The 26,749-nt window shown below is 43.3% G+C and carries 17 protein-coding genes and 1 tRNA gene; 7 read left to right on the forward strand and 11 right to left on the reverse strand.

The features are described from left to right. Positions 1–8: 8 nt before the first annotated feature. From D0T57_RS07285 to D0T57_RS07300, 4 genes are all read right to left on the reverse strand, one after another. Positions 9–1,577 (reverse strand): hypothetical protein, encoded by a 1,569-nt coding sequence (locus D0T57_RS07285; protein ID WP_163272375.1) that lies wholly within the window; start codon positions 1,575–1,577, stop codon positions 9–11. Positions 1,578–1,663: 86 nt separating this feature from the next. After that, positions 1,664–3,280 carry a DUF4955 domain-containing protein gene (locus tag D0T57_RS07290; RefSeq protein WP_163272376.1) on the reverse strand — a complete coding sequence of 539 codons (1,617 nt, stop codon included), beginning with the start codon at positions 3,278–3,280 and terminating at the stop codon, positions 1,664–1,666. A 2-nt stretch (positions 3,281–3,282) separates the two neighbouring features. Next, positions 3,283–4,485: a glycoside hydrolase family 88 protein gene (locus D0T57_RS07295; protein WP_163272377.1), complete on the reverse strand. Its 1,203-nt coding sequence runs from the start codon at positions 4,483–4,485 to the stop codon at positions 3,283–3,285. Between the two features lie 315 nt (positions 4,486–4,800). After that, the gene (locus tag D0T57_RS07300) at positions 4,801–8,748 is read right to left on the reverse strand and encodes a hybrid sensor histidine kinase/response regulator transcription factor (protein WP_163272378.1); all 3,948 of its coding nucleotides are present in this window, start codon (positions 8,746–8,748) and stop codon (positions 4,801–4,803) included. 515 nt (positions 8,749–9,263) lie between these two features. Between D0T57_RS07300 and D0T57_RS07305 the strand changes: the two genes are divergently transcribed. The 3 genes from D0T57_RS07305 to D0T57_RS07315 all read left to right on the forward strand — a co-directional run bounded on the left by D0T57_RS07305 (position 9,264) and on the right by D0T57_RS07315 (position 11,934). Then, positions 9,264–10,187 (forward strand): lysophospholipid acyltransferase family protein, encoded by a 924-nt coding sequence (locus D0T57_RS07305; protein WP_185154641.1) that lies wholly within the window; start codon positions 9,264–9,266, stop codon positions 10,185–10,187. Then, entirely contained in the window at positions 10,184–11,212 is a 1,029-nt protein-coding gene (locus D0T57_RS07310) for a glycosyltransferase family 2 protein (protein ID WP_163272379.1), read from the forward strand. Before D0T57_RS07305 ends, D0T57_RS07310 begins: the two co-directional genes overlap by 4 nt. Positions 11,213–11,295: 83 nt before the next feature. Further along, positions 11,296–11,934 carry a DUF4294 domain-containing protein gene (locus D0T57_RS07315; protein WP_163272380.1) on the forward strand — a complete coding sequence of 213 codons (639 nt, stop codon included), beginning with the start codon at positions 11,296–11,298 and terminating at the stop codon, positions 11,932–11,934. 59 nt (positions 11,935–11,993) lie between these two features. Here the strand turns inward: D0T57_RS07315 and dnaB are convergent, their stop codons facing one another. Next, a complete protein-coding gene (dnaB, locus tag D0T57_RS07320) occupies positions 11,994–13,517 on the reverse strand; it encodes a replicative DNA helicase (protein ID WP_163272381.1) in 1,524 nt (507 codons plus the stop codon). 537 nt (positions 13,518–14,054) lie between these two features. Between dnaB and D0T57_RS07325 the strand changes: the two genes are divergently transcribed. After that, on the forward strand, positions 14,055–14,933 hold the full coding sequence (locus D0T57_RS07325; protein ID WP_255490533.1) for a glycosyltransferase: 879 nt from the start codon (positions 14,055–14,057) through the stop codon (positions 14,931–14,933). Continuing rightward, entirely contained in the window at positions 14,930–15,748 is an 819-nt protein-coding gene (locus D0T57_RS07330) for a glycosyltransferase family 2 protein (RefSeq protein WP_163272382.1), read from the forward strand. Before D0T57_RS07325 ends, D0T57_RS07330 begins: the two co-directional genes overlap by 4 nt. Here the strand turns inward: D0T57_RS07330 and D0T57_RS07335 are convergent, their stop codons facing one another. Then, on the reverse strand, positions 15,749–17,128 hold the full coding sequence (locus D0T57_RS07335; protein ID WP_163272383.1) for an rRNA cytosine-C5-methyltransferase: 1,380 nt from the start codon (positions 17,126–17,128) through the stop codon (positions 15,749–15,751). A 432-nt stretch (positions 17,129–17,560) separates the two neighbouring features. Here D0T57_RS07335 and D0T57_RS07340 point away from each other — a divergent pair, with 432 nt between their 5' ends. Continuing rightward, complete coding sequence (locus D0T57_RS07340; protein WP_163272384.1) at positions 17,561–18,973, forward strand: sulfatase; 1,413 nt, start codon at positions 17,561–17,563, stop codon at positions 18,971–18,973. Positions 18,974–19,293: 320 nt separating this feature from the next. After that, positions 19,294–19,377 (forward strand) — tRNA-Leu (locus D0T57_RS07345). Positions 19,378–19,788: 411 nt separating this feature from the next. Here the strand turns inward: D0T57_RS07345 and uvrA are convergent. The 5 genes from uvrA to D0T57_RS07370 form a co-directional block, all read right to left on the reverse strand. Continuing rightward, positions 19,789–22,626 carry an excinuclease ABC subunit UvrA gene (gene uvrA / locus D0T57_RS07350; protein ID WP_163272485.1) on the reverse strand — a complete coding sequence of 946 codons (2,838 nt, stop codon included), beginning with the start codon at positions 22,624–22,626 and terminating at the stop codon, positions 19,789–19,791. Positions 22,627–22,649: 23 nt separating this feature from the next. Beyond that, complete coding sequence (locus tag D0T57_RS07355; RefSeq protein ID WP_255490536.1) at positions 22,650–23,519, reverse strand: lytic transglycosylase domain-containing protein; 870 nt, start codon at positions 23,517–23,519, stop codon at positions 22,650–22,652. Between the two features lie 378 nt (positions 23,520–23,897). Next, a complete protein-coding gene (gene ispE / locus D0T57_RS07360) occupies positions 23,898–24,716 on the reverse strand; it encodes a 4-(cytidine 5'-diphospho)-2-C-methyl-D-erythritol kinase (RefSeq protein ID WP_163272387.1) in 819 nt (272 codons plus the stop codon). A 136-nt stretch (positions 24,717–24,852) separates the two neighbouring features. Beyond that, entirely contained in the window at positions 24,853–25,749 is an 897-nt protein-coding gene (locus tag D0T57_RS07365; protein ID WP_163272389.1) for a diaminopimelate dehydrogenase, read from the reverse strand. A gap of 101 nt (positions 25,750–25,850) precedes the next feature. Further along, on the reverse strand, positions 25,851–26,540 hold the full coding sequence (locus tag D0T57_RS07370) for a DUF2461 domain-containing protein (protein ID WP_163272391.1): 690 nt from the start codon (positions 26,538–26,540) through the stop codon (positions 25,851–25,853). Positions 26,541–26,749: the final 209 nt, after the last annotated feature.

A 26,749-nucleotide genomic window follows, 5' to 3' on the forward strand; every position in this document is an offset into this window, starting at 1 on the left:
GTGTTTATCTATTCACTTCTCTCTGTAGCTTTGTAATATACGTCGGAAATCTTATATCTTCCGGGACGGTTATATTTGCCATCGAAAGTAACTGTACCTGTAAAGTTGCTGAAATGTACAAAGGCAAGTGTAAACTCATCTTCGTTTTTCCACTCTTCGAGGTCGAGAACGCATTTAATCCATTTCTTATCGTTATTCTTGCTCGAATCTTTAAGGTCTTTTGCCTGGTCGTTTTGTGTGCTGCCATTTACTGATACAAGTACATTAGTTCCCGGATAAGGAAGTCCTGTAAACTCGGTGCCGAGCGTTGTTCCGTTAGATATTTGAGCTTTTACCCGGTCGCTCACATCTACCCACGTAGCCAGATCGGGATCGCTCATTGTGCGTGTAAAATTGGTCGAAACCATTATTTTTACCTGCGTAGTTATCAGGCCTGAAGCAGAAAGGTAAGTAAGGTATTCATTGCCAATCCACATGGTTGCCGACAAAGCGAATCCGTAATTGTAATCCGAAAGCTTTTGAGGAGTCATCACCACCCACGATAGATGGGGTTTCTGAATAGAATTTGATCCCGACAGCGTTGGGTTATTCATTATCGAATAATTATTTTTAAGAGCCGCAGGCCTTTCGCTTGCCGCAGGTGCCGCCGCAGCCTGACGATCCCAAGGTTTGTAAGATGGTTGGCTTCCTACTTCTTTTACAAACTTAATATAGCCGTCATTCCAGTTTTCTGCCGCAAAAGTAGGGGTGAAGAAATATTTTTCCTGCAATGGCAAATCAACAGGTGTAGACGAAACCACGATTGTAATAATATCGGTACTTCCATGGAATACAGCTTCTTCACCATTCAGTGTGTTTGTAACTATAATTGTGGGGGTCAGACTTACCTGTTCCGAAGGAGCATAGCCTTGTTTGAGCCAGATCGCACCTGTGTTGGCGTCTATTTCCAATTTGTCGGTATCGCTTCCAAGCGAAAATGTTACATTAGGGTTACCCGAAGGCATATACGCTTTTGTAGTCTTCTTTCCGCTGCCGATAACAAGGTTTTGTGCCATAGGAATATAAATGAGGGCAGAAGGTAGCAGTGGTTGTACTTTGAGCTTAAAAGCTTTAGGGAAAAGTGTACTGTATTCTTCGCCCTGATGCACTACGGTAACCTTTATGTCGAAATAATAATCGCCATAATCGAATGGATTCCCTGCCGCTATGGTTATCGTACCGGCATGGCGGTAATTGATGACCTCTATAGGGTTGCCTTCGCTGTCTTTACCAACCTCTACCATTACGGGGTTGGCTATCTCTACATAGCTCATATATGCATCGCTAAGTTGCTGTCCTTCGGCATTCGTACCTCCTACAATTTCGAATGTGGGTATAAGTCCGCCCGTTTCCACGGTAGGCAATCCGCTCTTTATCAAACCGTTTTCGCGTGCATTTACCACCTCAGCATACACCAGATTGCGCGGTGTTACGTCCGAAGAGGAAAGTTTCTGGTCGTCGATAAATGTATCGTCTGTACATCCGTACAGAAGCGATAACGCCCAAAAACAAATAAAAATAATTTTCCATTGTTTCATAGGTAATAAATATTTAGGTTATAAAAAATATGAAAAACGAAGTAATTGTGTAAATATTTAAACAAGTACTGAGTGATTCTGTAATGTTATTTGCTCTTTAGTTTTACTAGCCACTGTGGCAGGTATCCCAGACGCAGTTCGAGTTGTGCTTCGAATAGTGATTCCGGTTGAACCGGTTTCCCGTTGCTCTCTTCTACCACCACCTGTTCGCAGTTGAAGGTAGTTCCCGAGCCGTGAAAACCTACTATAACAGGCGGCATGAACTTCCAGAATCTGGAATCCGATGCCCACCAATCGAAATTCTCTTCCGGAGTATCGGTTTCCCGAAAATTCCAGAGAAATAAGTCTGACAGATGGTTTGGATTATTGCGTTCGGAACCACCCGCCCGATGGCGCATAAATCCGCTTTCGCAGGCATCGAAAAGTGTGGCTCTGGGTTGGCTGGCATGCGACTCAAAGCAACTATTGCTATTGGTCCGGCCACGCCAGATTACATTGCCCATAGCAGGTTTTGATACTCCTACGGAATGCCACATAGCCGGCTGGTCGTCTATTTTGCCGAAAAATACACGGGAAGAGCCTTGCGCGCGCATAGCCGAGTGCCCTATATTGCCGGTTATTTTGCAATCGTAAACCGACACATTTGCCGAAGAAATGATAGATATGCATTCGCTTACGTTGGTGAAACTGCAACGGCGTACCCACGAATTGACAACCCCATTCATCGAAAACATTTTGTATCCACCGTCGTGAAGCCAGTTTTTGTGATGGACAAACTCTTCGTGGAAGTTGCCAACGAAGGCTATATCTTCTACTCCAACCTCTTCTATATGAGGGAACTTGCGCAAGCACCACCCCCATTTAGATTCCACTTCTTTCATTACCGGTTCTTTAAACCATACGGTATTGCCTTCTGTTTTCACTATTTGATGGTAGTCGTTTACTTGCACACCTTTGACTGTGAGGTCAGTCCATTTAGGGTTGACTTCGTATGGGGCTAACTCTGCTGCAACCAGTTCGGGATCGTTGTTTTTAAGTTCGAGGCAAATCCAGTCGCCGGACTTAAGCATCGAAGCATCTGCCACTTCTACCGAGAAAGAGCCTCTGGACGCGTTTTTAGTCACATCCGTTAGTTTCGATTTAGCTCCTTTGGTTCTAAAGAGTATCAGGTCGGGCGATGTCCACATCTTATTGGGATCTGTAGCCGGATTAGGAAGTTCCATAAATATTTCCGTACCTCCTTCGCCCATACCATCGCCACGCAGTACAATATTGCTGCTACGTATGACGATAGCATCATTTGGGTCGCCTTCTGCATGGAGGTCGTAGCGTCCCCGGGGAAAGTATATGATGCCCGATCCGTTTTTCTCGGCTGCCGCTATTGCTGCTATCATTGCTTTGCGGTCCGATTTTCCATCGTTAGGCTTAGCACCATAGTCGCAAACGTTGAAGATGGTGTGTTTTGCTTTTGGCACTTCTACTTCCGAATGGTGATAACCTGCATACGAAAAGTCGAGCAATGTGGTTTCGCTTCCCGTCCGCTGGGCTTCTACAAATTCCAACCACAGACGGCTGACGTTGTCTCCTGTAACGACTTTGCTATTGGGCTTGTCGTCAGCATAAAGAAGATTTACAGTAAAGCTACTGCCAAACAGGAATACCGCCAGAAACAGAAGTCCTGTTCTTAATATGTGTGTACTCATAACTATTTATTCTTTGTGTTACGGTTTCTCTGACGCAGGAGGGCTTCGATATAATAGTAGTCGGCATAATTTAACGGCACATCTATTTCGTTCTTATGAGGGATACTGCCAACCGAATGTTTCAAGATGAAATAGTTGTTGTCGCCTATCGTTGCAGTATAACTTGGCGAGGCCAGCGTGTCGATCAGTTTAGCGGCATAGTCATAATATTTGCCGGGAATGTAAGCATCGAGTTCTATCAATGCAGAAGCGGTGATTGTTGCTGCCGACACATCGCGAGGCGCATTGGGTATGTCGGGTGCATTATAGTCCCAATACGGGATATTATCTTCCGGCATCTTGGGATGATGCATAATATAGTTTGCTATTTTCTCCACCATATCCAGATAAGCCTTATCCTTGGTATAGCGGTAGCACATCACATAGCCGTAAAGCCCCCATGCCTGTCCGCGTGCCCATGCACTTTCGTGGCTGAAGCCTTGTGCTGTATGTTTGCGGACAGCCTCTCCTGTTTCGGGATTGTAGTCGATGACATGGTAAGAGCTGTAATCGTCGCGAAAATGATTTGCCATAGTTGTATTGGCGTGTGCCACAGCTACATCATAATATTTGCGGTCGCCTGTAATAAGGTGGACTTCAAACAGTAGTTCGAGGTTCATCATATTATCTATGATAACCGGATAAGTCCAGCCACGGGTTGCCTGCCAGCCTTTATCCACATCCCAACTCTTTATTGCCCCTACAACAGGGTTGAACCGGCCAACTAAAGAATTTGCAGCATCTATCATTACCTGCTTGAAGGCTTCGTCGCCTGTAAGCCTGTAACCATTGCCATAAGAGCAATTGAAGATGAATCCTACGTCGTGATAGCTCCAGTCTTTGTGTGGCTCGTAAAGCTTTTGGAACTTCGCGGCACCATCTTTCCATACTGCATCTTTAGTAAACTCGTACAGATACCAGCAGGTTCCCGGAAAAAAGCCTTCGGTCCAGTCAAATTTTTCGCCTGTAATATAATGTGTACTCCCATCCGGTTTGATAGTACGCGGGATTGCTCCTTTCTGCCCGGCGTCGGCAAGCAGGAGCGAAGTTTGCTCGACAGCGTGTTGCAGGTGTTCCAGATTTGCATCTTGTGGAGTTATTGAGTCGCAGCACACCATCGAAAATATCGTAATGCCGGACAACAGAAGATTAAAGACTTTCTTCATTTTAATCAGGGTGATTTAAGATTAATGTTTTATAATAATACTATTTGAGCCGCTGTTCAGGATTCTTCAAATTCAAAAATCTGCTGACTCTTCACAAAACTATAGAATATATCTTTTCGATATGTTTGAAAAAATTCAAAGCTTTTTCGTAATAGTACAAAATAGCCTATAACAGAAGGTTTAAAGCACAAAACATGATAGATATGAAAATATACAGCCAATTCCTTTATATCGGGCAAGCCGTTAGATGCGCGGCTCTGCCGGTATTAGGGAAATATAAGGCAAAATGAGATTGTTGCTTGTCGCCAACTGATATTATTTTTTGCGATAATATTGAGCAGGTGATACGCCATAAAACTTTTTGAAGCTGGTGCTGAAATATTGTTGCGACGAAAAGCCACAGCGATATGCTACTTCTGCTACGAAAACCGACGGATCGGCCTGCATAATTTCGGCCGCATATTTCAAACGTATAGTCTGTATGAAATTATTGGGGGTCTGTCCTGTCACCCCTTTTATTTTAGAAAACAGGGATGTACGTCCAAGGCACATATCAGAAGCCAATGAATCTACCGAATAGTTGGGGTTTTCAATGTTGTCCATCACATAACGGCTAGCTTTTTCGATAAATTGGGCGTCAATATCATTGAAAGGTAGTTTAGCCGGAGCTAAACGGTCTTTGGCATATTTCTCTTGCAAGGCTTGCCGGTTCTTTATTACATTCTCGATACGTACAATCAGTAATTTTATGCTGAATGGCTTGGTTATGTAATCGTCGGCACCCGTCTGCAAACCTTCAACCTTGTGCTCGGTAGCCGTGCGCGCTGTAAGCAATACGACAGGGATATGGCTGGTATCGAAGTTATTCTTCAATTTTACACACATTTCTGTGCCGCTCATGCCCGGCATCATTACATCGCTGAGCACGAGGTCGGGTTGAAGTTCGGTTGCTTTAGATAGCCCTTCAAAGCTGTCGGCAGCCGTTTCGATATTGTATAAAGGCAGAAATAAATCGCGGAGAAACTCGCGCATTTCTTCATTGTCTTCTACAATAAGTATTGAGTATTTTTTTTGAGTGCTTGTTGCAGCAATGTCTTCATGTACCGTTTTCAATTCATCTCTGCTTTCAATAATATTCGTTTCCGGATCGTCTTTGAGCAATGATTTTTGTTCTTCTGTAAAGAATCCGTCACCCTTTTGCAGAGAGACAGTGAATACCGAACCCTCGTTTTCGCGGCTTTCTACTTCTATTTTGCCCGAATGTGCTTCTACAATGTTTTTTGCCAAGGCCAGCCCAAGTCCTGTACCCGGCATTATATTCTTTTTGCGTCCGAAGGAGTTTTCGGCCTGATAGAACCTATCGAATATTTTATCTATACTTTCTGTGGAAATGCCCACACCGCTGTCTCGTACTTCAACGCTTATCGTTTGATTCGTTTCGCGCAAGGTTACAGAAACCGAACCTTTGGGATCGGTAAACTTAAAGGCGTTTGAAATCAGATTGTAAAAGACTTTTTCCATCAACCTGCGGTCGAACCACAAATAAACAGGATTTGACGGGCCATCGTATTCATATTTTATATTGGAACTGTCGGCTAACTCTATATAACTGACAAATATTTCGTAAAGGAAAGCATTAAAGTCTTCTTCCGCCACCTGCAGATTGATATAACCGTTTTCCTGTTTGCGAAAATCGAGCAATTCATTTATCATCGCTTGCATGCGCCGTGTGTTCTTATACGAACTGAGTATGCGTTTGTAATACGATGGGGCGATGTTTGATTTTTCGAGCAGATATTCCAGCTGGCCGGCGATCAATGTAAGAGGGGTACGGAATTCGTGCGATACGTTGGTGAAAAACCTTAGTTTAGACTGGCTGTATTCCGCTTCACGCTTGTGTTCGAAATCTTTGATAGAAAGTTCATATTCAGCTCTTTTCAACAATAGGTACATCCTGTTTAAGAAAGCGATGATGAGAACAGCAATAAGCGAATATAGGGCGATTGCCCAGCTTGTTTTGTAGAAAGGAGGGTTAACGTGTACGCTCAGATGGGTTTTGCCTATGCCAGTGCCGGCATCGGATTCGTAGCCTACCACAAATGTGTAATCGCCGGGACTGACATTCGTATAAGATGCCTGGTTGCGGATATCTGCTTTGATCCAGTCGCGGTCATAGCCTTCGAGTTTGTACACAAGTTTCCTTTTGCTGCTTCTGGTGAGCCCCATGTCGGAAAAACTGAACGAAAAGGAGTTATGCTCGGGCCCCAGGTTAATACGGTCGGTTATCATAATGCTGGCATCAAGGATTCCCGTATCGTCCGAAGGGCTTACCGGTTTGCCATTCACTCTCAATTCTGTAATTTCGATACGTTCTGCCGGTGTCGTTCCCGGAAGGTCGCGTTCGAAGAAGGATATCATACCGTTGAATCCGCCAATGAAAATCTCTCCGTTAGAGGCTTCAAAAAGCCCGTTTTGGTTTATCTCATTAAGTAGTAAGCCGTTTTCCCGAATGTAATTAACGAAATGCTTACGGGTATAGTTGAAAACGGAAAATCCCTGGTTTGTGGTTATCAACAGGTCGTCGTATCTTGAGTCGGCAACGTTGAGCACTATATTGCCCGGAAGCCCGTCGGCAACCGAAAAATGCTCAAAATCGTCAGTTTCGGGACGATAGAGATCGAGCCCCGATGGCGATGCTATCCATACACGCCCAAAGCGGTCTGCCGTTATACTATTTATCAAATTGCCGCTGATACCTGTGATGTTAGTAGCCTCGTAAGAATACATTTTAAACTCTCCGGTACGCATGTTGTAGCGTGCCAATCCTTCAAATTCGCTCCCTATCCACACATCGTCTTCGGGGGTCAGCATAACAGCCAGAATGTTGTTATTCATCCGGCGATGGTATTGTTCCGGCAACAATCGTTCTACGTCCAGGGTGGAGGGGTCGAAAAGCATCACGCCATTGTGTGTGGCAATTATATAGCGGTTGTTGTATGGAATAATCTGTCCTACATTATTACTGTGGATAAGTGAACGGTGAGACGGCCTGTTCCTAAGGGACGTAAATTTTTGTTTACGTATGTCGAACATATTCAGCCCTCCTGTATGTGTCGCCACCCACAATATGGTATCGCCCTGGTTTGCAACCGACTTGACATTGTTGCACGGTATGGAGGACGGATTTGACGGGTCGTGATTGTAATAGGTAAAAGCGGATGTCTTACGGTTGTAATAATTCAGCCCGCCTCCCTCGGTACATATCCAGAGTCCGTCGTGCGAATCTTCACATATCTGGCTTACTATTCTAAAATTCAGGCCTTTGTGGTTGGGGTTGACCGGGTAATAACGAAATACAGAGCTTGTTGGGTTAAAAACATTTATGCCTCCAAAATATGTACCCACCCATATTGCTCCCTGTTTGTCGGTGTAGAGAGCCCATACCGAGTTGTGCGAAAGCTGCGTCGGGTCGTTTTCTTCATAGCCGTAATGATTTATTACCTTACCTGCTTTTTTATCGAAATGGTCGAGCCCGAGAAGTGTGCCTATCCAGATATAGCCATCGAGATCTTCGGCGATGCAACGTACAAAATTGCTGGACACCATATCTTCCGACTCTGTATATTGCCGTATATCGCCACCAGGCGACACACAGAAAACACCATTGGATGTACTTCCCACCCATATATCGCCGTCAGAATCGCGGTACATATTAGTGGTGTTGACTCTGGGTAGAATGATTTGCGGCGTATTATGCTCGGTAAGTAAATACACCCCGTTGTTAGTGCCGGCCATTAAGCCTTTATCGGTATCTAAAAGTACATTCAATAGCGTTCCTTTGGGAAGGCCTGTTTCCACCGGAGATATTTCTCCCGATTGGTTGTCCATCCTTAGCAATCCATTGTTAGTCCCGATCCAGGTGAACCCATCGCCAAGTTCGAAAGATTTTATGCCGGGTACAATATGATTGTCGAATTTTTCGGTAATTATATCGAAACAAGAGATAGCACCAAAGGTCTGTATCCAAAGCTTCGAACCCGAAGCTTTAAGCCGTTTTATCTGATCTTCGGGTAGGGAATTAGACTTGTTTCGGTCTGCATAATAGACGGTTATCGAATTGCCGTCGTAACGGTTGAGTCCATAACGAGTACCAAACCAGATAATCCCTAACGAATCCTGAGCAATAGATGAAACGGCGTTATAGCTGAGTCCACGGCCGAGTCCGATTCGTTCAAAACTGATATTTCCTGCCGACAATTTCATAAAGGAAAAGCACAAAAGAACTTTAAGCAGAAGATATACTCTTTTCCTTGTAGTTTTGCCAGTTTTGTAGTTCGATACCATTCTCAATAACAACTTATTTAACAGGAATTAAAGATAAGAAATATTTTACATCTCAGGGATGCTGCCTTCTGTTTAACTCTTTTGAGTGGCTGATACAATTGTTAAGGATGCGGAAATACTGCTGCTCAGAAGATATGTGTCGATTCATATTAGTTCTTTAAGTTAACAATAATACCAGACGAATATCCGGAAGGTATATGCGAAAATAATCCTATTATTTAAAGGGGAGTTTCGATATAGTACGCAAAGTGTTCAAATATGTACATTAAATCCTATTTGAGAAAAAGATTTTCTCTAAAACTTAAACGGTTACAAAGAAAGACTCCTATACATTACATAAATTTCGTTCACCAAATCGTCACTACGCAATAATTTGTGTATTTTTGGTCTTTTATTTACCGATATTTAGTATTGCGTTTTTTACAAAACTATAAATGATGAATAAGATACTTTATTATATAGTATATTCGTGGATGTACCTGCATGCCTTACTACCATTGAAGGCACTGTATATATTGTCCGATATCCTTTATTTTTGGGTATATAAGGTTGGTAGCTACCGTTTGCAGGTTGTAAGAGAAAACCTGAAAAACAGTTTTCCGGATAAGACAAAAGATGAACTTCGAAAGATAGAAAAGGAATTTTACCATCACTTCTGCGATTACTTTGTAGAAACTATCAAGTTGTTGCACATTACCGATGAGGAGATGCAAAGACGGATGCAGTTCGAAAATATAGATCTTGTAAAAGACCAGATGAAAGATGGCAATTCTGCACTTATGTTCTTAGGACATTATTGCAATTGGGAGTGGATACCTTCCATAACACTGCATTTCAAAGGAAAGGATTCTGATAAGATTCTGGGCGAGATATACAAGCCATTGAAAAATAAGGCAATGGATGATATTTTTAGGAAAATACGCAGTCGTTTCGGCTCGTTGGGTATTGCCAAGCATGAGACTTTGCGCGTGATAGTTAAGCTAAGGAAAGAAAAAAAGCAGACCTTGATAGGCTTTATGGCAGACCAGACCCCATCGGTGGTCAACATACATTACTGGTCGCCGTTCCTCAATCAAGATACTCCAGTCTTTACCGGAGTGGAGCGTATAGCCAAGCAAACAGGTTTTTCGGTTATCTACCTTGATATGGAGAAAACCGGGCGTGGTTATTATAAGGCAACGGCGCGCCTGATTACCGATAAGCCTGCCGAAGAACCCGAATACTCTATAACTGAGACTTATATCAGGGCGATGGAGAAAACCATCATGCGCAATCCTGCCTACTGGCTATGGACACATAAGCGTTGGAAGAGAACCCGCGAGGAAGTAGAACAAGCTCAAAAAGCCCATAGGAAATGAAGAAGGCAGCTGTTGTTATTCTCAACTGGAACGGGCGAAAGCTATTGGAAGAGTTCCTGCCTTCGGTCACAAAATATACAGCAACCCCCGACGTCGGGATTGTAGTAGCCGACAATGGCTCTACGGATGATTCTATCGAATTTCTGCAAAACAACTATCCGGATGTTTCTCTTGTTCTGTTGCCTCAGAACTATGGTTTTGCCGATGGATACAACAGGGCTTTGCAGCAGGTGGACGCCGAATATTTCGTCCTGCTGAATTCTGATGTGGAAGTTACAGAGAATTGGCTTTCGCCTATAGTGTCTTATCTGGATGAGAACCGGGATGTAGCCGCAGCCCAGCCGAAATTGCTGGCGCAGCGCGATAAGGCCTACTTCGAATATGCCGGTGCATCGGGCGGATACCTTGATAAATATGGCTATCCCTTTTGCCGTGGACGAATGTTTCAGACTGTAGAAGAAGACAAGGGGCAATATGATACGCCAACGGATGTTTTGTGGGCTACTGGAGCCTGCCTTATTATCCGGAGCAGGGAGTTTTTCGATGCCGGAGGATTCGATGCTTCATTTTTTGCCCATATGGAAGAGATAGACCTTTGCTGGCGTCTCAATTGCCGAGGCAAGCGTATTGTCTGCCTGCCATCGTCTGTGGTATATCATGTAGGCGGGGCTACACTGAAAAAGGAGAATCCGAGAAAAACATACCTCAACTTTCGCAACAACCTGCTGATGCTTTACAAGAATCTTTCTCAAAAGGACTTGAAGCGTACGATGATAATCCGCCTGATATTGGACTATATAGCTGCTTTTCAGTTTATGCTTACCGGAGGTTATGCCAACGGAAGGGCGGTGATACGGGCACATAAGGATTTCTATAATAACCGGAAAATGTACAGGCAGGCGAGGCAGGAGAATTTGTCGAAAACGATAGTCGATGTTCCCCGCACTATATACAAAGGAAGTTTGCTGATAGCCTATTATCTGAAGCGGATCAGGTTGTTTTCCGGCTTGAAGGGTTTCATCTGAACCGGGACAAATATAATTTATCCTAAAATATATTTGCATATTATATTTTCTTGTATATTTGAGCATTAGTATCCGTATAAAATATGAAGAGGTTTCTACTGCTGTTTTGTCTTGTTTTGCTGTTGCCTGTTGCGGTTGTGTCGCAGGAGCAAACTGGCGAAGCCCCTAAAACATATATTGATGTAGCCATGATATATGAAGGGGATACCGTGGCAATATTTGCATTGAGGCCGGTTCATATTTTCGCGCCTCGCAAGTTTCGTAACAATAAAGAGCGGCAGGCTTATTCGAGATTGGTGAGAGACGTGAAGAAAACTTATCCTTATGCCCGTTTTATAGCTGAGTCTATTATCGAGACTTACGAATATATGGAAACCTTGTCTACCGAAAAGGAGAAACAGAAATATCTGGAAGATGTGCAAAAATTTATGATGGATGAGTATAAGCCCAAAATGAAGAAGATGACCAAGAATCAGGGGAAAATATTGGTCAAGCTTGTCGATAGGGAATGCAATACCGTTTCGTACAACATCGTCAAGGCTTTGGTAGGCAGTTTCAAGGCTACTCTTTATAATGCTTTTGCAGGATTGTTTGGCAATAGCCTGAAAACACGCTACGAGCCGGATGGCAAGGATGCTGATATAGAAGCTATCGTGTTGCAGATAGAACAGGGTACTGTCGATTATTATTATTCAGTTAATTATCATTCGTTTAAGCAATAAACATAAAAAGGTGTCCTTTCTTACTTTTGGGACACCTTTTGCTTGTCATTTCTGTTTTTCTAAAAAGGAACAAAATCGTTTCCATTTCCCTGCATAGGTTCAAAACCCTGATTAGCAGATGGGGTAGGGGAGTTGTTTATTTTCGAAGTGAAACTTTGTCCTGCCCCGAAGTTGTAATCGTCGTCAACATTCTGAAAACGTGCAAATTCGCTTTTGAAACGTAGCAAGACATCGCCCGTAGCCCCGTTACGGTGCTTGGCTATTATAAGCTCTGCCAGTCCGATAAGTGAGTTTCCTTTATCGTCTTCAAATATCTTATAATATTCCGGGCGGTGGATAAAGCAAACCATGTCGGCATCCTGTTCTATGGCTCCCGATTCGCGTAAGTCAGACAACTGAGGGCGTTTTCCTTCGGCTCCTGCACGGCCTTCTACACCACGGTTTAGCTGCGAGAGTGCAATCACGGGTATATTGAGTTCTTTTGCCAAACCTTTCAGCGAGCGCGAAATCATACTTACTTCCTGTTCGCGGCTACCGTAATTCATACCGCTGGCGTTCATCAATTGCAGGTAGTCTATTATCAGTATCTTTATGCCATGTTCGCGGACAAGGCGGCGGGCTTTCGTCCGCAATTCGAATACGGATAAACTAGGTGTATCGTCAACAAAAATAGGAGCCTCGTATAGTTCCTTTATTTTAAAGTCGAGTTGTTCCCATTCATACGGTGCAAGCTGCCCGTTCTTGATTTTCTCGCCGGGTATTTCGCAGGTGTTTACTATCAGACGATTGACCAACTGCACGTTCGACATTTCGAGAGAGAATACCGCTACGGGATATTTATATGATACAGCCATATTCTTTGCCATGGATAATATAAAGGCTGTTTTTCCCATCGCCGGACGTGCTGCAATGATAATCAAGTCGGAATTTTGCCATCCCGATGTCATCTTATCCAGTGCCGTGAATCCGGTTTGCAACCCGCTCAAACCATCGGAACGGCTGGCAGCCTTGTCCAATAGGTCGAGAGCTTCCTTTATTACCGGGTCTATTTGCGTAAAGTCTTTCTTTACATTGCGTTGCGAGATTTCGAACAACTTGGCTTCGGCTTCTTGCATCAGGTCGTCTACATCGCTGGTTTCGTCGAAGGCCTTGTTGGAAACCAACGACGAAAACGATATTAGTTCGCGCGCCAGATACTTTTGGGCAATGATGCGGGCGTGGAATTCTATATGCGCTGCCGAAGCTACTTTCTCGGTCAGTTGTGCAATATATACCGGGCCGCCTACAACCTCCAGTTCGCCTTCCTTGCGCAACTCTTCCACTACGGTGAGCATGTCTATTGGTGCCTGGCGTATGGCAAGGCTCAAGATGGCTTTGTATATTATCTGGTGTACATTGTCGTAGAAACTTTCGGGTTTCAGTATGTCGCTCACCAGCGAATATGCATCTTTTTCGAGCATCAATGCCCCCAGCACCGCTTCTTCGAGTTCGCGGGCCTGAGGCTGTATTTTGCCTATATCGGGTATTTGGGATGTTTCTTTAGGTCTTTTCCTGTTCTGATTTCTGTTGTTAGCGTCGGCCATGTTGTATTTTTCTCCATATTTAAGGCTTCAAAGATACAATAAATAAAGCTTATACACATTTTTAGTTTTAAACACCTCTTGTTAATAACTTGGCTAAATTTTTCCCCTCCATTTAGCTCAAGTAGCCCACTATTATACGTTCGACAACCAAGATGGTAGCTTTTTGCCTTGAAGTGGTCGGTGAAATTTTTCTCTACTATTCTAATTTATTTTATCTTTGCCTGTTAACTACAGGGATAAAAGCTAAGAGCCTGTTTAAATTTTATAGCAAATCTTTACTAAAGAACCTGTAAGAAATCTTTTCGTTAAAATTTAAACAGGCTCCAAATAATTTTATCTATAAGGAAATGCTTTGGTTGAAGGAAAAAGTAACATTGAAAAAATAGCAAAAAGGTGTTACATGTGTTACTTTTTGGCTCTGCACTTTCCGATGAGAGAGGGTGACAAGTCACAAAAAGGGAGTGATAAAAGTAACATTGAAAAAGTGGCTAAAATGTGTTACTTTTGTTACTTTTTTCAAGAATAAAAGACTAATGAATGATTGATAATAAAAGCATAACTGTTTCCGTCTCCATGATTACCTACAATCATGAAGAATTTATTGCCGAAGCAATAGAGGGAGTCGTTATGCAAAAAACAAACTTCGCCTTCGAACTGGTTATCGGCGAAGATTGCAGCACCGACCGCACGCGGGAAATTTGTATCGAATACCAGAAAAAATATCCTGATATTATCCGCTTGCGCCTGCCCGAAACCAATCAGGGCATGATGCTCAACTGGATAAACAATATAGAAAGCGGGCAGGGAAAATATATCGCCCTTTGCGATGGCGACGATTACTGGACAGACCCCTACAAGTTGCAAAAGCAGGTAGACTTTATGGAAGCAAATCCTGATTTTGCCATGTGTTCGCACGCTACGCACACGCTGATGTGCGGCGTATTAGACGACAATATGAAGATAGAAAGTGATGTGCTGACCACCGAAGACTTGCTGAAGAAAGACTGGGCCTTACTCACGGCATCCATTTTTTTCAGGAAAGATGCCCATAAGACTCCCGACTGGTATTATACAGTAAAGAACGGCGACTATGCCCTCCAATTGATAGTATCCCTATCGGGAAAAATAAAGTTCCTGCCTGAATATATGGCAGTCTACAGGCAGCATTTCGGCGGAATGTCATCTACATTGAAACCACTGAACCAGACTGCGTGGATGGTATATTTATTGCATAAGTTCGATGAATATACTGCCAATAAGTATAAAAAAATAATATTGCAACGCATAAAGAGGATGTATAAGCTTCAACTATTTTATGCGTGGGGATATAAGCTGCGCAAAGCCGCGTTGGTAATGGAAATATACAAAAGATTACAGTTTGTCAATCCCTTTATGATAGAATCGAGACGAAAATGAAATTATCTATAATTACCATAAACCTGAACAACAAAGAAGGGCTGCAAAAAACAATAGAAAGTGTTGTTGAGCAAACCTTTGCCGATTACGAATTTATCATTATCGATGGTCTGTCTGCCGACGGAAGTGTAGAACTGATAAAGGAATATGGGGATAAAATATCATATTGGGTAAGCGAAAAAGATACAGGTATATACAACGCCCAAAATAAAGGTATAAAGCAGGCAAAAGGGGAATACCTCTACTTCCTCAATTCGGGCGATGCCCTATACGAAAACAATACGCTGGAGAAAATATTTGCCGGCGACCCGCACGATCCGTTTATTTGCGGCAGTTTCTATATGGAAACAGGAGGCCAACTCGAAGCCGACACATCATACAAAGGTCGCGACTGGCAATTTTCCATCTACGAGCTTTTCGCAGGATTCCTTTGCCATCAGGCATTTTTTATCCATGCAGATAATTTCAAAAAATATGGGTTATACGATGAGAGTTTCAGGGTAGTTGCCGACTGGAAACTATTCTTCCAAGCCATTGCCATAGATCACCTTCCGGTAAAGTACGTAGATACTTTCATCGTGATCTACAATATGGAAGGATTCAGCACTCAGATAGGCGGCGAAGTGATCTACCCCGAAAAACTGCGTGTATGCCGCGAATTTCTCAGCGAAGATATAGTAGAAAGGCTCAAACGCCTGTACTTCCTTGAACAAAACGGCTTTGTGACTGACATTATGAAGTCGAAGAAATGGATATATGACGGTTTCCGCGCTTTCTGTAAGATAGGGCGTATATTCGGATTTGTAAAAGGGTAATCAAATGACGCGAACTTCTTCTCGCGGGATATCTGCCGAACGGATACGCCACTCCTGCGGATAAAGATTATTTGCACGGTTGCCAATGTTTTTTACGAACCCTAATGGCATATCTTTATAGGTAAGCAATATATAGCCTTTTGGTTGATTGTCAAGCATTAGAGCCTCTTTTCTGAGGTAAGAAATCGCTTGTTCCCAACTTAATTCACAAATCGGGAAAGCACCTTTATCCAGCAGTTGGCTCATAGCCAAGGACTGGTTAGGTATGAAGTCTTTACCCTTATACTCACCGAGGCAAACGCCTTCTGATATAATATGCAATGCAGACTTTAAGTACTGCACATCGGGATATAAACTCTTATTGAAGGCATACCAAGAATCCTTATTCTGATAGTATATATGATTTTCTTTGTCTTTAATATAATCTCTTGCCTCAGCTGATAGGGTAGTCTTTGAAGGTTTTTCTTTAGCCGGTTTAAATTTCCGTGTCTTTGGATTATCCTCTCCTGTCTTTCTCAATACAGCACAGAAAAAGCCTTCGCCCTTTATCTTATGAGGAAAGAACCGGTATGCCGGAATGCCGTTCATCAATGACGGGTTTACGCCCCAATCAGGCTCAATATCGACAGGCAGAGCCTCTGCATCAAGTTCTTCGCTTATCCATTGCACATTCTGTTCGTTTTCATCCAGATTGTATGTACAAGTGCTGTATATAATCAGTCCACCCGCTTTCAATGACGGCCAAACGTCTCTTAAAATCCGCTGCTGGCGTTCTTTGCAGAGCTTTACATTGGCTTCCGACCATTCGTTAATTGCTCCTGCATCTTTGCGAAACATACCCTCACCCGAACATGGAGCATCTACAAGGACGACATCGAAGAAACCTTCCAATTTGGCAAAATCAGCCGGGTCGTTGTTTGTAACCACTACATTCGGGAAACCCCATTTAGCCAGATTTTCCGACAAGATATTTGCACGGGAACGTATTACTTCGTTCGATACCAAAAGGCTCTCATTACTTATTGCATCTGCTATCAAAGTCGATTTACCACCGGGAGCAGCGCACAAGTCCAATACTTTTACAGCCTCGTTTCCTATATATTGCTTAAGTATCTGGGAGATAAACATAGAAGAGGCTTCCTGCACATAGTAGCATCCGGCATGCAACAGGGGATCGAACGTAAACTGAGGGCGTTTGGGCAGGTAAAAACCTTTACTGCACCATGCCACGCCTTCTTCAATACAGGTGTTTACATCTATCTTTTTGCTGTTGAGGCGAATGCTTACAGGAGAAGGTTCTTCGAGCGATTTCTTAAAATCCTCCCATTCTTCTCCCAGCAAGGGGCGGGTACGTTGTATAAAGGTGATAGGTAAATCCATGATCGATAAGTGAAAATTCTTGCAAAAATAAGGATAAATACGCGATAGATGTATAGTTATAAGGTTATTTTTAGGGCAAATTCCTATGTATATGACATAAATTTCATAGAGTTTATATTTGCTTTAAAATCAAGCTTTTCGATCTGCTAAAAAATATAATCAAGTCCGTATTTGAAATAACTTTTGGCTAGTCTCCCATATTTCGACAGCCATACTCTTCTGATTTTCTTATAAATATACAATCCGGTGAGATATGCCCAAAAGAATGAGATGAAAACAATTGAAAGTGATTTTTTGTCATGTATTGCGCTGAAGCATCTCTTTTGTACGAATTTTGAAACATTCCGTATGTTTTTATAAAGAAGCATTTATGTGATTGAGTTATATTTGTAATTCAGGATATTGAAGTCTCTATTTATACAATCACAACCCATGAAAACTATGAACCCTACAAATTTTAGCTGCAAAGCGCTACTGGCGGGCGTGTCCTTATTCTCGGGAGTAAGCGCATCTGCTGCACCATTGGAAGAAACCCGTCCGAATATCATACTGATAATGACCGACCAGCAAACCGCAGGAGCCCTCAGCTGCATGGGAAATCCCAATGTGAAGACCCCGGCAATGGATGCACTTGCTGCCGACGGGGTTATGCTTACACGGGGCTATTGTTCCTTTCCGGTGAGCAATCCGAGCCGGGCGTCGCTAATGACGGGCTTTATGGCTTACGAAACAGGAGTGCGGGACAATGGAGATACTATGAAACCCGAATACGAGCAACAGAGTTTGGGGCTGGTAATGAAGGAAGCCGGATACGAGTGCCTTTATGCAGGGAAATGGCATATACCTGATGTAGAAGTTCCCGACAGGTTTGGGTTTACGAATATAACAGGGATGGACGACCGTATCCTTGTTGATAAGTGCAAACCATATCTTCAGAAAAAATATGATAAGCCTGTTTTCTTTGTAGCATCTTTTCTCAATCCGCACGAAATATGCGAGTATGCGCGCAATGAATCTCTTCTGTATGGGCAGCTTGCACCTTTCGATCTGGAAAAAACGCCTAATCTACCTGCCAACTTTATGCCCCCAACCTACGAACCGGAGGCTTTGAAGTTGGAAAAACAATGGGCTCCGATGTTTCACGACACCTATACTTACACGCAGGACGACTGGCGTCGCTACTTGTACGCCTATTACCGTCTGGTAGAGCGTGTTGACTTGGAGGTGGGCAGGCTGGTTGCCGAGTTGAAAGCTAATGGGCTTTACGACAACTCTGTCATCATATTCACGAGCGATCATGGAGAGGGTGTGGCAGCCCACCAGTGGAATCAGAAATGGGCATTGTATGAGGAGGTTGTTAATGTTCCCTTGTTCATCAAAGCTCCTAAAAGCAAAGGCAAGAAAGGCGTTCGTAACGACAAAGCTCTCAGCAACATCGGGTTGGATCTATTCCCTACTGTGTGCGACTATGCCGGAGTTAAACTCAATGACAGCTATACCGGAATGAGCCTGCGCCCGATAGCAGAAGGCAGTGCCGATACACTACACGAACATGTTTTTATAGAGACTTACATGAGCAGCGCACGGGTACGTGGTTTTTCTATAATAGAGGGTAGGTATAAATATGTACTCTATCTCTACTACCAAAACCGCGAACAACTCTTCGATCTGGAGAACGATCCGGGTGAGATGCTAAATCTGGCAGTAGACAGTCGCCATGCTGAAAAGTTGCAGCAGATGCGTGAAAAGTTGTGGCCGTGGGCTCAACGGCTGAAAGACCCGCGCATGATGAAAGGTGTGCGTCCCTTGGCTCTTCCGGCAGATAAAGGATTTTATCAGGATTGAGGTAATTTGCGTTATCCCTGGAGAGAGGATAGCTAAAATGTTTTACAAAGGAGCTTGGATTGCATTAATGTGAGTTTGATATAATTTTCGGAAGATAGTCAATTAGTTATCGCCTATGTACTATTGCTCTTTTGATTCAAGGAAAAACGTTTATTTATCAGTTATTTGGTAGTTTCAGAAAAATGATGTATTTTTGAGCCCGAAAAGTTAAACAGCCATCGGATAAATTGGCACTAGCTCTTTGAATAAAACTTGAAATGTATTTGTTTACAATGATATAGCGTCTACGGGTTAAAGACTCGTCTTACGCTCTTCAGGTTGCTCGAATGGTGGAATGGTAGACACGAAGGACTTAAAATCCTTTGAACATTGCGTTCGTGGGGGTTCAAGTCCCCCTTCGAGTACTTTTAAAAGCTTTAATGATTGAATTGTCAGTTAGTTAGAGCTTTTTTTGTGTGTGTTTTTGGAAACATTCCGGCGAGCCTCCCAAGCATGTCTACCGAATCAGCCAAGCATATAAAAAAAAGAAAGCCCGCGAAATCACCTTCGCAGACTCCCCAACCTTAACACAAACTTTACAAAACTACACAATAGAGTCGGTTGCAGCCTGAAATTTGGTCTAAATGAATTTAAATTCATTTCAGGAACCAACCCTGTGCTCATTTATTTCTATTCGCCGAAAGGCTTTTAAACAGCCAATATCGACTTTCTTGTTTTTTCTTTCTTTCAGTCTCAACTGATATTTGCAAAGATACAAAATCAGTGATTATAAACAAGAATAAAAAAGTACTTTTTTGTTTTTATTATTAAAAAAGTTAAACAGACAATTCTTGTTTCAGATATTCGGCTGTAAAGCTGTCTTTTACCTTCACCACATTCTCCGGTTTGCCGGTAGCAACAACCATTCCACCACCAACTCCTCCATCGGGCCCCATGTCGATAATGTAATCGGCACTCTTTATTATATCCTGATTATGTTCTATTACTATAATCGTATTGCCACGCTCTACAAGTTTGTTGAACACAGCCAGCAATACACGGATATCCTCGAAGTGAAGCCCGGTAGTCGGTTCGTCCAATATGTATATGGTATTGCCTGTATCGGTACGTGCCAGTTCGGCAGCAAGCTTAATACGCTGGCTTTCTCCTCCCGAAAGGGTAGTAGACGACTGCCCCAGTTTGATATAGCCTAAGCCTACTTCTTGCAACATCTTCACTTTTTGCAGGATAACAGGAACATTCTCGAAAAATTCGACAGCCATATTTATAGTCATATCCAGCACATCGGCTATCGACTTGCCTTTGAAGCGTACCTCTAAAGTCTCACGATTGTAACGCTTGCCGTGGCATTCTTCGCAAGGCACATATACATCGGGTAGGAAATTCATCGCAATGGTCTTGTATCCGTTTCCGCTACAAACTTCGCAACGACCGCCTTTTACGTTGAACGAAAAACGCCCTGCCTTGTATCCCCTTATCTTCGATTCGGGTAGATTGACATACAGGTTGCGTATATCCGAAAATACTCCTGTATATGTAGCCGGATTGGAACGTGGGGTACGCCCGATAGGCGATTGGTCTACACTTATTACCTTATCCACATTGTCTATCCCTTCAAACGACCTATAAGGCAATGGGTCGGTCAGCGAACGGTACAGGTGTTGGCTTAGTATCGGCTGCAATGTACCGTTGATAAGGCTCGACTTGCCACTACCCGATACCCCTGTAACACATATAAATGTATTGAGTGGGAAAGAAACCGACACATCTTTCAGGTTGTGCCCTGTAGCTCCTTTTATTGTTATCTTCTTGCCATTGCCACGCCTGCGTTTCTTCGGCACTTCTATTTTGAGCCGTCCGTTCAGATAGTCGGCAGTCATGGTATTGGCTTTCATCATTTCCTGCGGAGTACCCGAGAAAACAACCTTTCCGCCGCGACGTCCGGCATAAGGCCCCAGATCGACCACATAATCGGCATCGAGCATTATCTCTTTGTCGTGTTCTACTACAATGACCGAATTGCCTGTATCGCGCAGCTTCTTGAGTGAGTCTATCAAGCGGTCGTTGTCGCGCTGATGAAGGCCAATGCTAGGTTCATCAAGTATGTAAAGCACATTTACCAGTTGCGAACCTATCTGGGTGGCAAGGCGTATGCGCTGGCTCTCCCCTCCCGAAAGGGTAACAGACGGACGGTTGAGCGACAGGTAGTTCAATCCCACATCGAGCAGAAAGGACAAGCGTGATACTATTTCTTTCTTTATTTCTACGGCTATTGCCTTTTGCCTGTCGGATATATGGTCGTCCATATCCTGTATCCACTCGTAAAGGGTTTTAATATCCATTACTGCAAGGTCGGCAATATTCTTACCATTTATCTTGTAGTGCAGGGCTTCTTTGTTGAGACGCTGGCCGTTGCAGTCGGGGCAAACATCTGTCTTTACAAACTGTTCTGCCCACTTCTGTGCCGTGGCCGACGAATCGCTATCCTGCTGCATCTCTATATATTTGGCTACGCCTTCGAACGCAACCACGTAGTTGGAACTACCGAGCGACTCGTTTTTTATCTGCAAACGCTCGTCCGTACCAAACATTATTTCGTCCATTGCCTCCTGCGGTATATCCTTTATTGGCGTCTTGATAGATACGTCATATTTTTCGCAAATGGCTTCTATTTGCCAGAAGAACAACGAGTTTTTATATTTCCCCAATGGAACTATACCACCAGCATAGATGCTTTGATTGGGTTTCGGCACAATCTTATCTATATCTATCTGGTTGACTATCCCCAGTCCTTTACATTTGGGACAAGCCCCATAGGGCGAGTTGAACGAAAAGGTATGCGGCGCAGGCTCGCTATACGACAAACCTGTAGACGGACACATCAACTGCCGGCTGAAATGGCGTACTTCTTCATTGTCGGCATCCTGTATCATTATCAGCCCCTCGCCCATCTTCATCGCTGTGCGCAGGCTGGCTTTCAGGTTGTCGGCAAACTTGTTGGATACTACCATTTTGTCGATAACAACTTCCACACTGTGCATCTTATACCTATCGAGGCGCATGCCTGGGATTATCTCGCGGATAGCACCATCGACACGCACTGTAAGGTAGCCCTTCTTATTTATTTGTTCGAACAGTTCCTTGTAGTGCCCCTTACGGTTGCGCACCACAGGAGCAAGCAAATAGATACGTTTGCCTACATAGCGTTCGAGTATCAATTCGAGTATTTGTTCCTCGGTGTATTTCACCATCTTCTCCCCGGTGAGATACGAATAAGCATCTCCGGCACGCGCATAGAGCAGGCGCAGGAAGTCGTAAATCTCGGTAGTAGTGCCTACTGTAGAACGGGGATTGCGGTTCGTAGTCTTTTGTTCGATGGATATTACCGGGCTTAAGCCTGTAATCTTGTCAACATCGGGACGTTCCATACCGCCAAGAAAATTGCGGGCATACGCCGAAAATGTTTCGATATACCTGCGTTGTCCTTCGGCAAAAATGGTATCGAAAGCCAGTGACGATTTGCCGCTTCCGCTAAGTCCTGTAATGACTACGAGCGAGTCGCGGGGTATTTCTACATCAATATTTTTGAGATTGTGCACGCGTGCGCCATACACGTTGATCTTCTCTTTTTCTTCTGGTATATTTGTTTCCATCAAGTCTTGTAACCTTCCTTGTTTTATCTGTTGTTCGATACCCATTTCCTGTTGTGGACTTTCATCCGTTCGCCCTTTTTATAGTAAAGCGATTCCTGAGTAGGGATGAGTATCGTATATGTATTCTGGCTTTTGGCGGAAATTGTCAGTTTCCTGTCGCGAAGCCAGGGGTTAAAATCTTTCAGTTGTGCATAAGTTATACCTTTTTCTTTGGCAAAAGCTGCCAGGTCGGGTATTGTTTGCTTTACTACAACACTTGTAAATTCAATTGGTTTATATAAATCTTTTTCTTTCAATACAAAGCCATATCTGTATGGGGCTTCGAATATCTGCTTGATAGCAAGCATACGGAAATAGTAACGGGTGGTTTCGTCTACCAGCCAAAGATCTAGCCCATCTTCCGCCTGTTGCTTTTCCAGTTCGCCGCTGATGCGTCCCTGCCCACCGTTGTACGACAAGGCAACACTCGCCCAGCTACCATATTTGGCATAAGCCTGCTTGAAATATTTACATGCTGCTTTCGTTGCCTTTTCTATCGAATAGCGTTCGTCTACCTCCGACGACACTTCGAGCCCGTACGATGGCGCTGTCTTCGGCATAAACTGCCACATTCCGGCTGCACTGGCGGAAGATACAGCGCGGTGGTTTAGATTGCTTTCTATTACTGCCAGATACTTAAAATCGTCGGGGATACCGTTTTCTTTCAAGATAGGCTCTATTATGGGAAAATAGCGGTTTGCTCTCTTAATCAACAACAAAGTAGTAGAATGCAGGTATGTGAACCCGTTTATTTCGCGGTCGTAACGCTCGTGCATATCGTATCTTTCCAGTTTTATTTCTTCGCCGGCAAACTCTACTTTGTCGGGTACTTCTATCGACTTGGTCAGCGACATGACGAAAGGAGGTTGTGTCTTGGCATTTTCGTTACTCTGGTTAGAAAGGAAAACCAAAGCCAGAAAACAAATGCAGGCTATGGCGACAAAATATATAGGGTTCTTCTTCATTTATATTATTGTATAATATTCAGGTTTTAAGAGTCTGTTTAAATTTTATAGCAAATCTTTTTTATAGCTGTTTTTAGATGGATTTTATGTGTTTTACTTGCTGGTTTAGCGGGCTAAGCCGAGAGTAAAATGTGGAAAATACGCTAAAAAGAGCATAAAAAAGTTGCTAAGAACTATACTAAAGAACCTATAAGAAATATTTTCGCTAAAATTTAAATATTTTATTTACACTTCTGCATACTAAATATAGTTAACCAAAGGCAAAAACTATTCAAAGACTCCTTTGCTAACGAAGCTGCCGCCGAAAGTTTCTGTATTTATATTATCAGTCTTGCAAATAGCATAAACCGACGAGCCGGAACCCGACATGGATGCATATATCGCCCCTTGGCTATAAAGCTCCTCTTTTATCTCCCTTATCTGTGGATGGCGGGCAAAGATACTTTTTTCGAAATCGTTTACCATCAGGCTTTTCCATTCTTCTACCGGCTTGGCTATTACCTCTTTGAGCGATAGTTGCAGCTCTTTTGGCGTAATATCGGCAAAGGCCTCCCGCGTTGAGATATGGATGTCCGGTTTCACTAATACAAAATAGTACCCTCTGAGCGAAAGGCTAACATCTTCGAAAACGTCTCCGATACCCGATGCAAATACAGGACGATTGTATATAAAGAACGGGCAATCAGCTCCCAACCGGAAGGCTAAACCAGCCAATTCTGAATCGGATGCACCCAACGAAAAAGTGTTATTTAACAGACGAAGCATAAATGCAGCATCAGCCGAGCCTCCTCCCAATCCTGCGCCAAATGGTATTTTTTTCAACAAGTGCACTTCGACCGAAGGGAAATTGTAGTGCGTCCGCATCAGCTTCAGGGCTTTCACTGCCAGATTGTCGGCGGGAACGGAGCCTACCCGAAGACCTGCTTCTACGAATGAGTCTTCCTGCTGGTTTTCCTTTACTATTATTTCGAGGGCATCTTTGACGGGTATAGGGTAAAAGATTGTTTCGAGGTTGTGATAGCCGTCATTCCTTTTCGAAACGATGTTCAAACCCAGATTTATTTTTGCATTCGGAAAACAAATCATATTTTTTCTTATTTGTGCGCAAAGATAACTTTTTATGCGCATATATAAAAAACGGGGAAGCGTCTTGAGCTTCCCTGTTCCTATATTTCTGGTATCGCTTTGGTTTTGAACCACGGAGCAACCCGGATGCTTAAATTTACACCAGTTTCTTTATCAATGCCTCCTTATCGCCATATATATAGTCGATAACAGGCACTTCGATCATAGTATATGCTCCCGGTTGCTGCTTCATGGTAGCGCGCGCCGAAGCCACAAGTACCTGTGCAGTAAGGGCTGGATTGTTGATCTTCATATTGAAATCGAACAACTGGTTCTGGGTTGCACCCGAAACACCTTTACGCACCATATTCACCCCGTGCCCCATATCTTTCAGGTTGTCTACATTGTCTACCTGCATTACGTGGGTTTCGTCGTGAACGAAATAATCGTCGGACTTTATGGCTGCCACTACCTCTTCGAATTTATACCCGTCTTCTACCTCGATGTAAACCATGCGGCGGTGAATGCTTGTTCCTAGCGGAATAGTCATAGAAAGGGCTGCTTTTACTCCTTTTATAGCTTTTACGGCTACTGTATGCCCCATGCTCATGCCGGGTCCGAAATTGGTATATGTAACACCTTTAGGGGCCATAAACTCAAGCATAGAACGCACCATAGAGTCTGTACCCGGATCCCATCCGGCAGAAATGATAGAAACCGCCTTGCCTGCCTTAGCTGCGGCATCGAGGCTGCGGCGCAGGTCTACAATACCGCCATGTATATCATAACTGTCTACTGTATTGATACCCAATGCAAGACATTCTTTTGCATATTCTTCTACACTGCGTGTTGGGGTGCAAAGCACGGCTACATCTATGCCATCTAGTTCCTTTATGCTTTTAACGACTTTATATTGTTTCAATTCTTCGGGAACGTTATTGGGATCGCGGCGAACGATTCCTGCTACTTCAAAATCGGGCGATGTAAGTATCGCATCCAGTACATATTGTCCGATATTACCATATCCGACGATTGCTGCTCTGATTTTTTTCATATGATATTTTAATTATTTAGTTACCGGTTACTTCGCCCTTCAAGGCTGTTACCGGTTGCAAGTTATAAGAAATACCTCCAGTCCCCGAAGGGCAAGAGGCTTTATATCAGTGTTGCCTCCTTCATAAAGTTATACAACCACTCCAAGGCTACAAAATCATCCTTTATCATTTCGGCGAATTTTTCGGAATAAACTTCCTCGCCTATCGGCCTTACTTTCTCTACCCAAATGCCCTTACGTTGTATCCACGGTTGGAAATACTGGGGCAAGTCGTTTGGTATAGGGCGTTTATATTCTTCACCGTTTACGGTATAGCCTCTGTCTAATACGGTTTCCTGCGTAACGCGCTGAAACTCTTCGGCATCGTATGTTATTTCGTCTCTCAGGGCATCCATCACTTTCTTTTTGGGCTGGAATAGCCCCAGGCCTAATGTGTACCTGTCGGCCCCGATCTCCATAAAATAGCCCGGGTAATCTTTCCATTCCTCACGGCTGGCAGGTATCTGAAAGGTCAGCCACATAAATTCCTTATAAGGATTTTTATTCTTCGAGAAACGGATATCGCGGTATATGCGCGATATGCCACGGTGAGGACGCATTTCGAATGCGCCATCAATATTGTGCATTGCCGGCGAAAGGGCAGTGAACAAGGCTTTCAAAGGGTTCAACAGTTCCGATTCGTAAATATGCTTATTGGCATCGAACCACTCTTTATAGTTATTTTCTTTCAGGTCGCGGAAGAACTGGAAGGTTTGTGGGGTGAACCCTTTAAATATCAGTTTGCTCGGCATGGCATTTCTGTTTTTACCTTTTTCTGAAGTGAAAAATATACGGCAAAGCTATAAAAAATATCGGCTTTTTTCAAGCCTGGAAATTTTAAAGAAAGTGTAAAATAAAAAATAGTAGCTAATAAAGCTAAGTACAGCTACATAAAAATTATCCTCTTATTTGAGAATTGTATATGCTCAGGATGTTGGTTTCCGACAAAAATATTATCTTT

Origin of the sequence: Dysgonomonas sp. 511, from assembly GCF_010501105.1 — a bacterium.
In the GTDB taxonomy this organism is placed as follows: Bacteria; Bacteroidota; Bacteroidia; order Bacteroidales; family Dysgonomonadaceae; genus Dysgonomonas.

What these genes read in the sequence shown, in the direction of transcription:
- D0T57_RS07370 (WP_163272391.1), bottom strand. Translation starts at nt 26,540, where the DNA reads ATGCCGAGCAAACTGATATTTAAAGGGTTCACCCCACAAACCTTCCAG.
- D0T57_RS07300 (WP_163272378.1), bottom strand. Translation starts at nt 8,748, where the DNA reads ATGAAATTGTCGGCAGGAAATATCAGTTTTGAACGAATCGGACTCGGC.
- ispE (WP_163272387.1), bottom strand. Translation starts at nt 24,716, where the DNA reads ATGATTTGTTTTCCGAATGCAAAAATAAATCTGGGTTTGAACATCGTT.
- D0T57_RS07290 (WP_163272376.1), bottom strand. Translation starts at nt 3,280, where the DNA reads ATGAGTACACACATATTAAGAACAGGACTTCTGTTTCTGGCGGTATTC.
- D0T57_RS07285 (WP_163272375.1), bottom strand. Translation starts at nt 1,577, where the DNA reads ATGAAACAATGGAAAATTATTTTTATTTGTTTTTGGGCGTTATCGCTT.
- D0T57_RS07325 (WP_255490533.1), top strand. Translation starts at nt 14,055, where the DNA reads ATGATTGATAATAAAAGCATAACTGTTTCCGTCTCCATGATTACCTAC.
- D0T57_RS07295 (WP_163272377.1), bottom strand. Translation starts at nt 4,485, where the DNA reads ATGAAGAAAGTCTTTAATCTTCTGTTGTCCGGCATTACGATATTTTCG.
- D0T57_RS07310 (WP_163272379.1), top strand. Translation starts at nt 10,184, where the DNA reads ATGAAGAAGGCAGCTGTTGTTATTCTCAACTGGAACGGGCGAAAGCTA.
- D0T57_RS07340 (WP_163272384.1), top strand. Translation starts at nt 17,561, where the DNA reads ATGAAAACTATGAACCCTACAAATTTTAGCTGCAAAGCGCTACTGGCG.
- D0T57_RS07305 (WP_185154641.1), top strand. Translation starts at nt 9,264, where the DNA reads ATGATGAATAAGATACTTTATTATATAGTATATTCGTGGATGTACCTG.
- D0T57_RS07335 (WP_163272383.1), bottom strand. Translation starts at nt 17,128, where the DNA reads ATGGATTTACCTATCACCTTTATACAACGTACCCGCCCCTTGCTGGGA.
- D0T57_RS07365 (WP_163272389.1), bottom strand. Translation starts at nt 25,749, where the DNA reads ATGAAAAAAATCAGAGCAGCAATCGTCGGATATGGTAATATCGGACAA.
- D0T57_RS07315 (WP_163272380.1), top strand. Translation starts at nt 11,296, where the DNA reads ATGAAGAGGTTTCTACTGCTGTTTTGTCTTGTTTTGCTGTTGCCTGTT.
- D0T57_RS07355 (WP_255490536.1), bottom strand. Translation starts at nt 23,519, where the DNA reads ATGTCGCTGACCAAGTCGATAGAAGTACCCGACAAAGTAGAGTTTGCC.
- uvrA (WP_163272485.1), bottom strand. Translation starts at nt 22,626, where the DNA reads ATGGAAACAAATATACCAGAAGAAAAAGAGAAGATCAACGTGTATGGC.
- dnaB (WP_163272381.1), bottom strand. Translation starts at nt 13,517, where the DNA reads ATGGCCGACGCTAACAACAGAAATCAGAACAGGAAAAGACCTAAAGAA.
- D0T57_RS07330 (WP_163272382.1), top strand. Translation starts at nt 14,930, where the DNA reads ATGAAATTATCTATAATTACCATAAACCTGAACAACAAAGAAGGGCTG.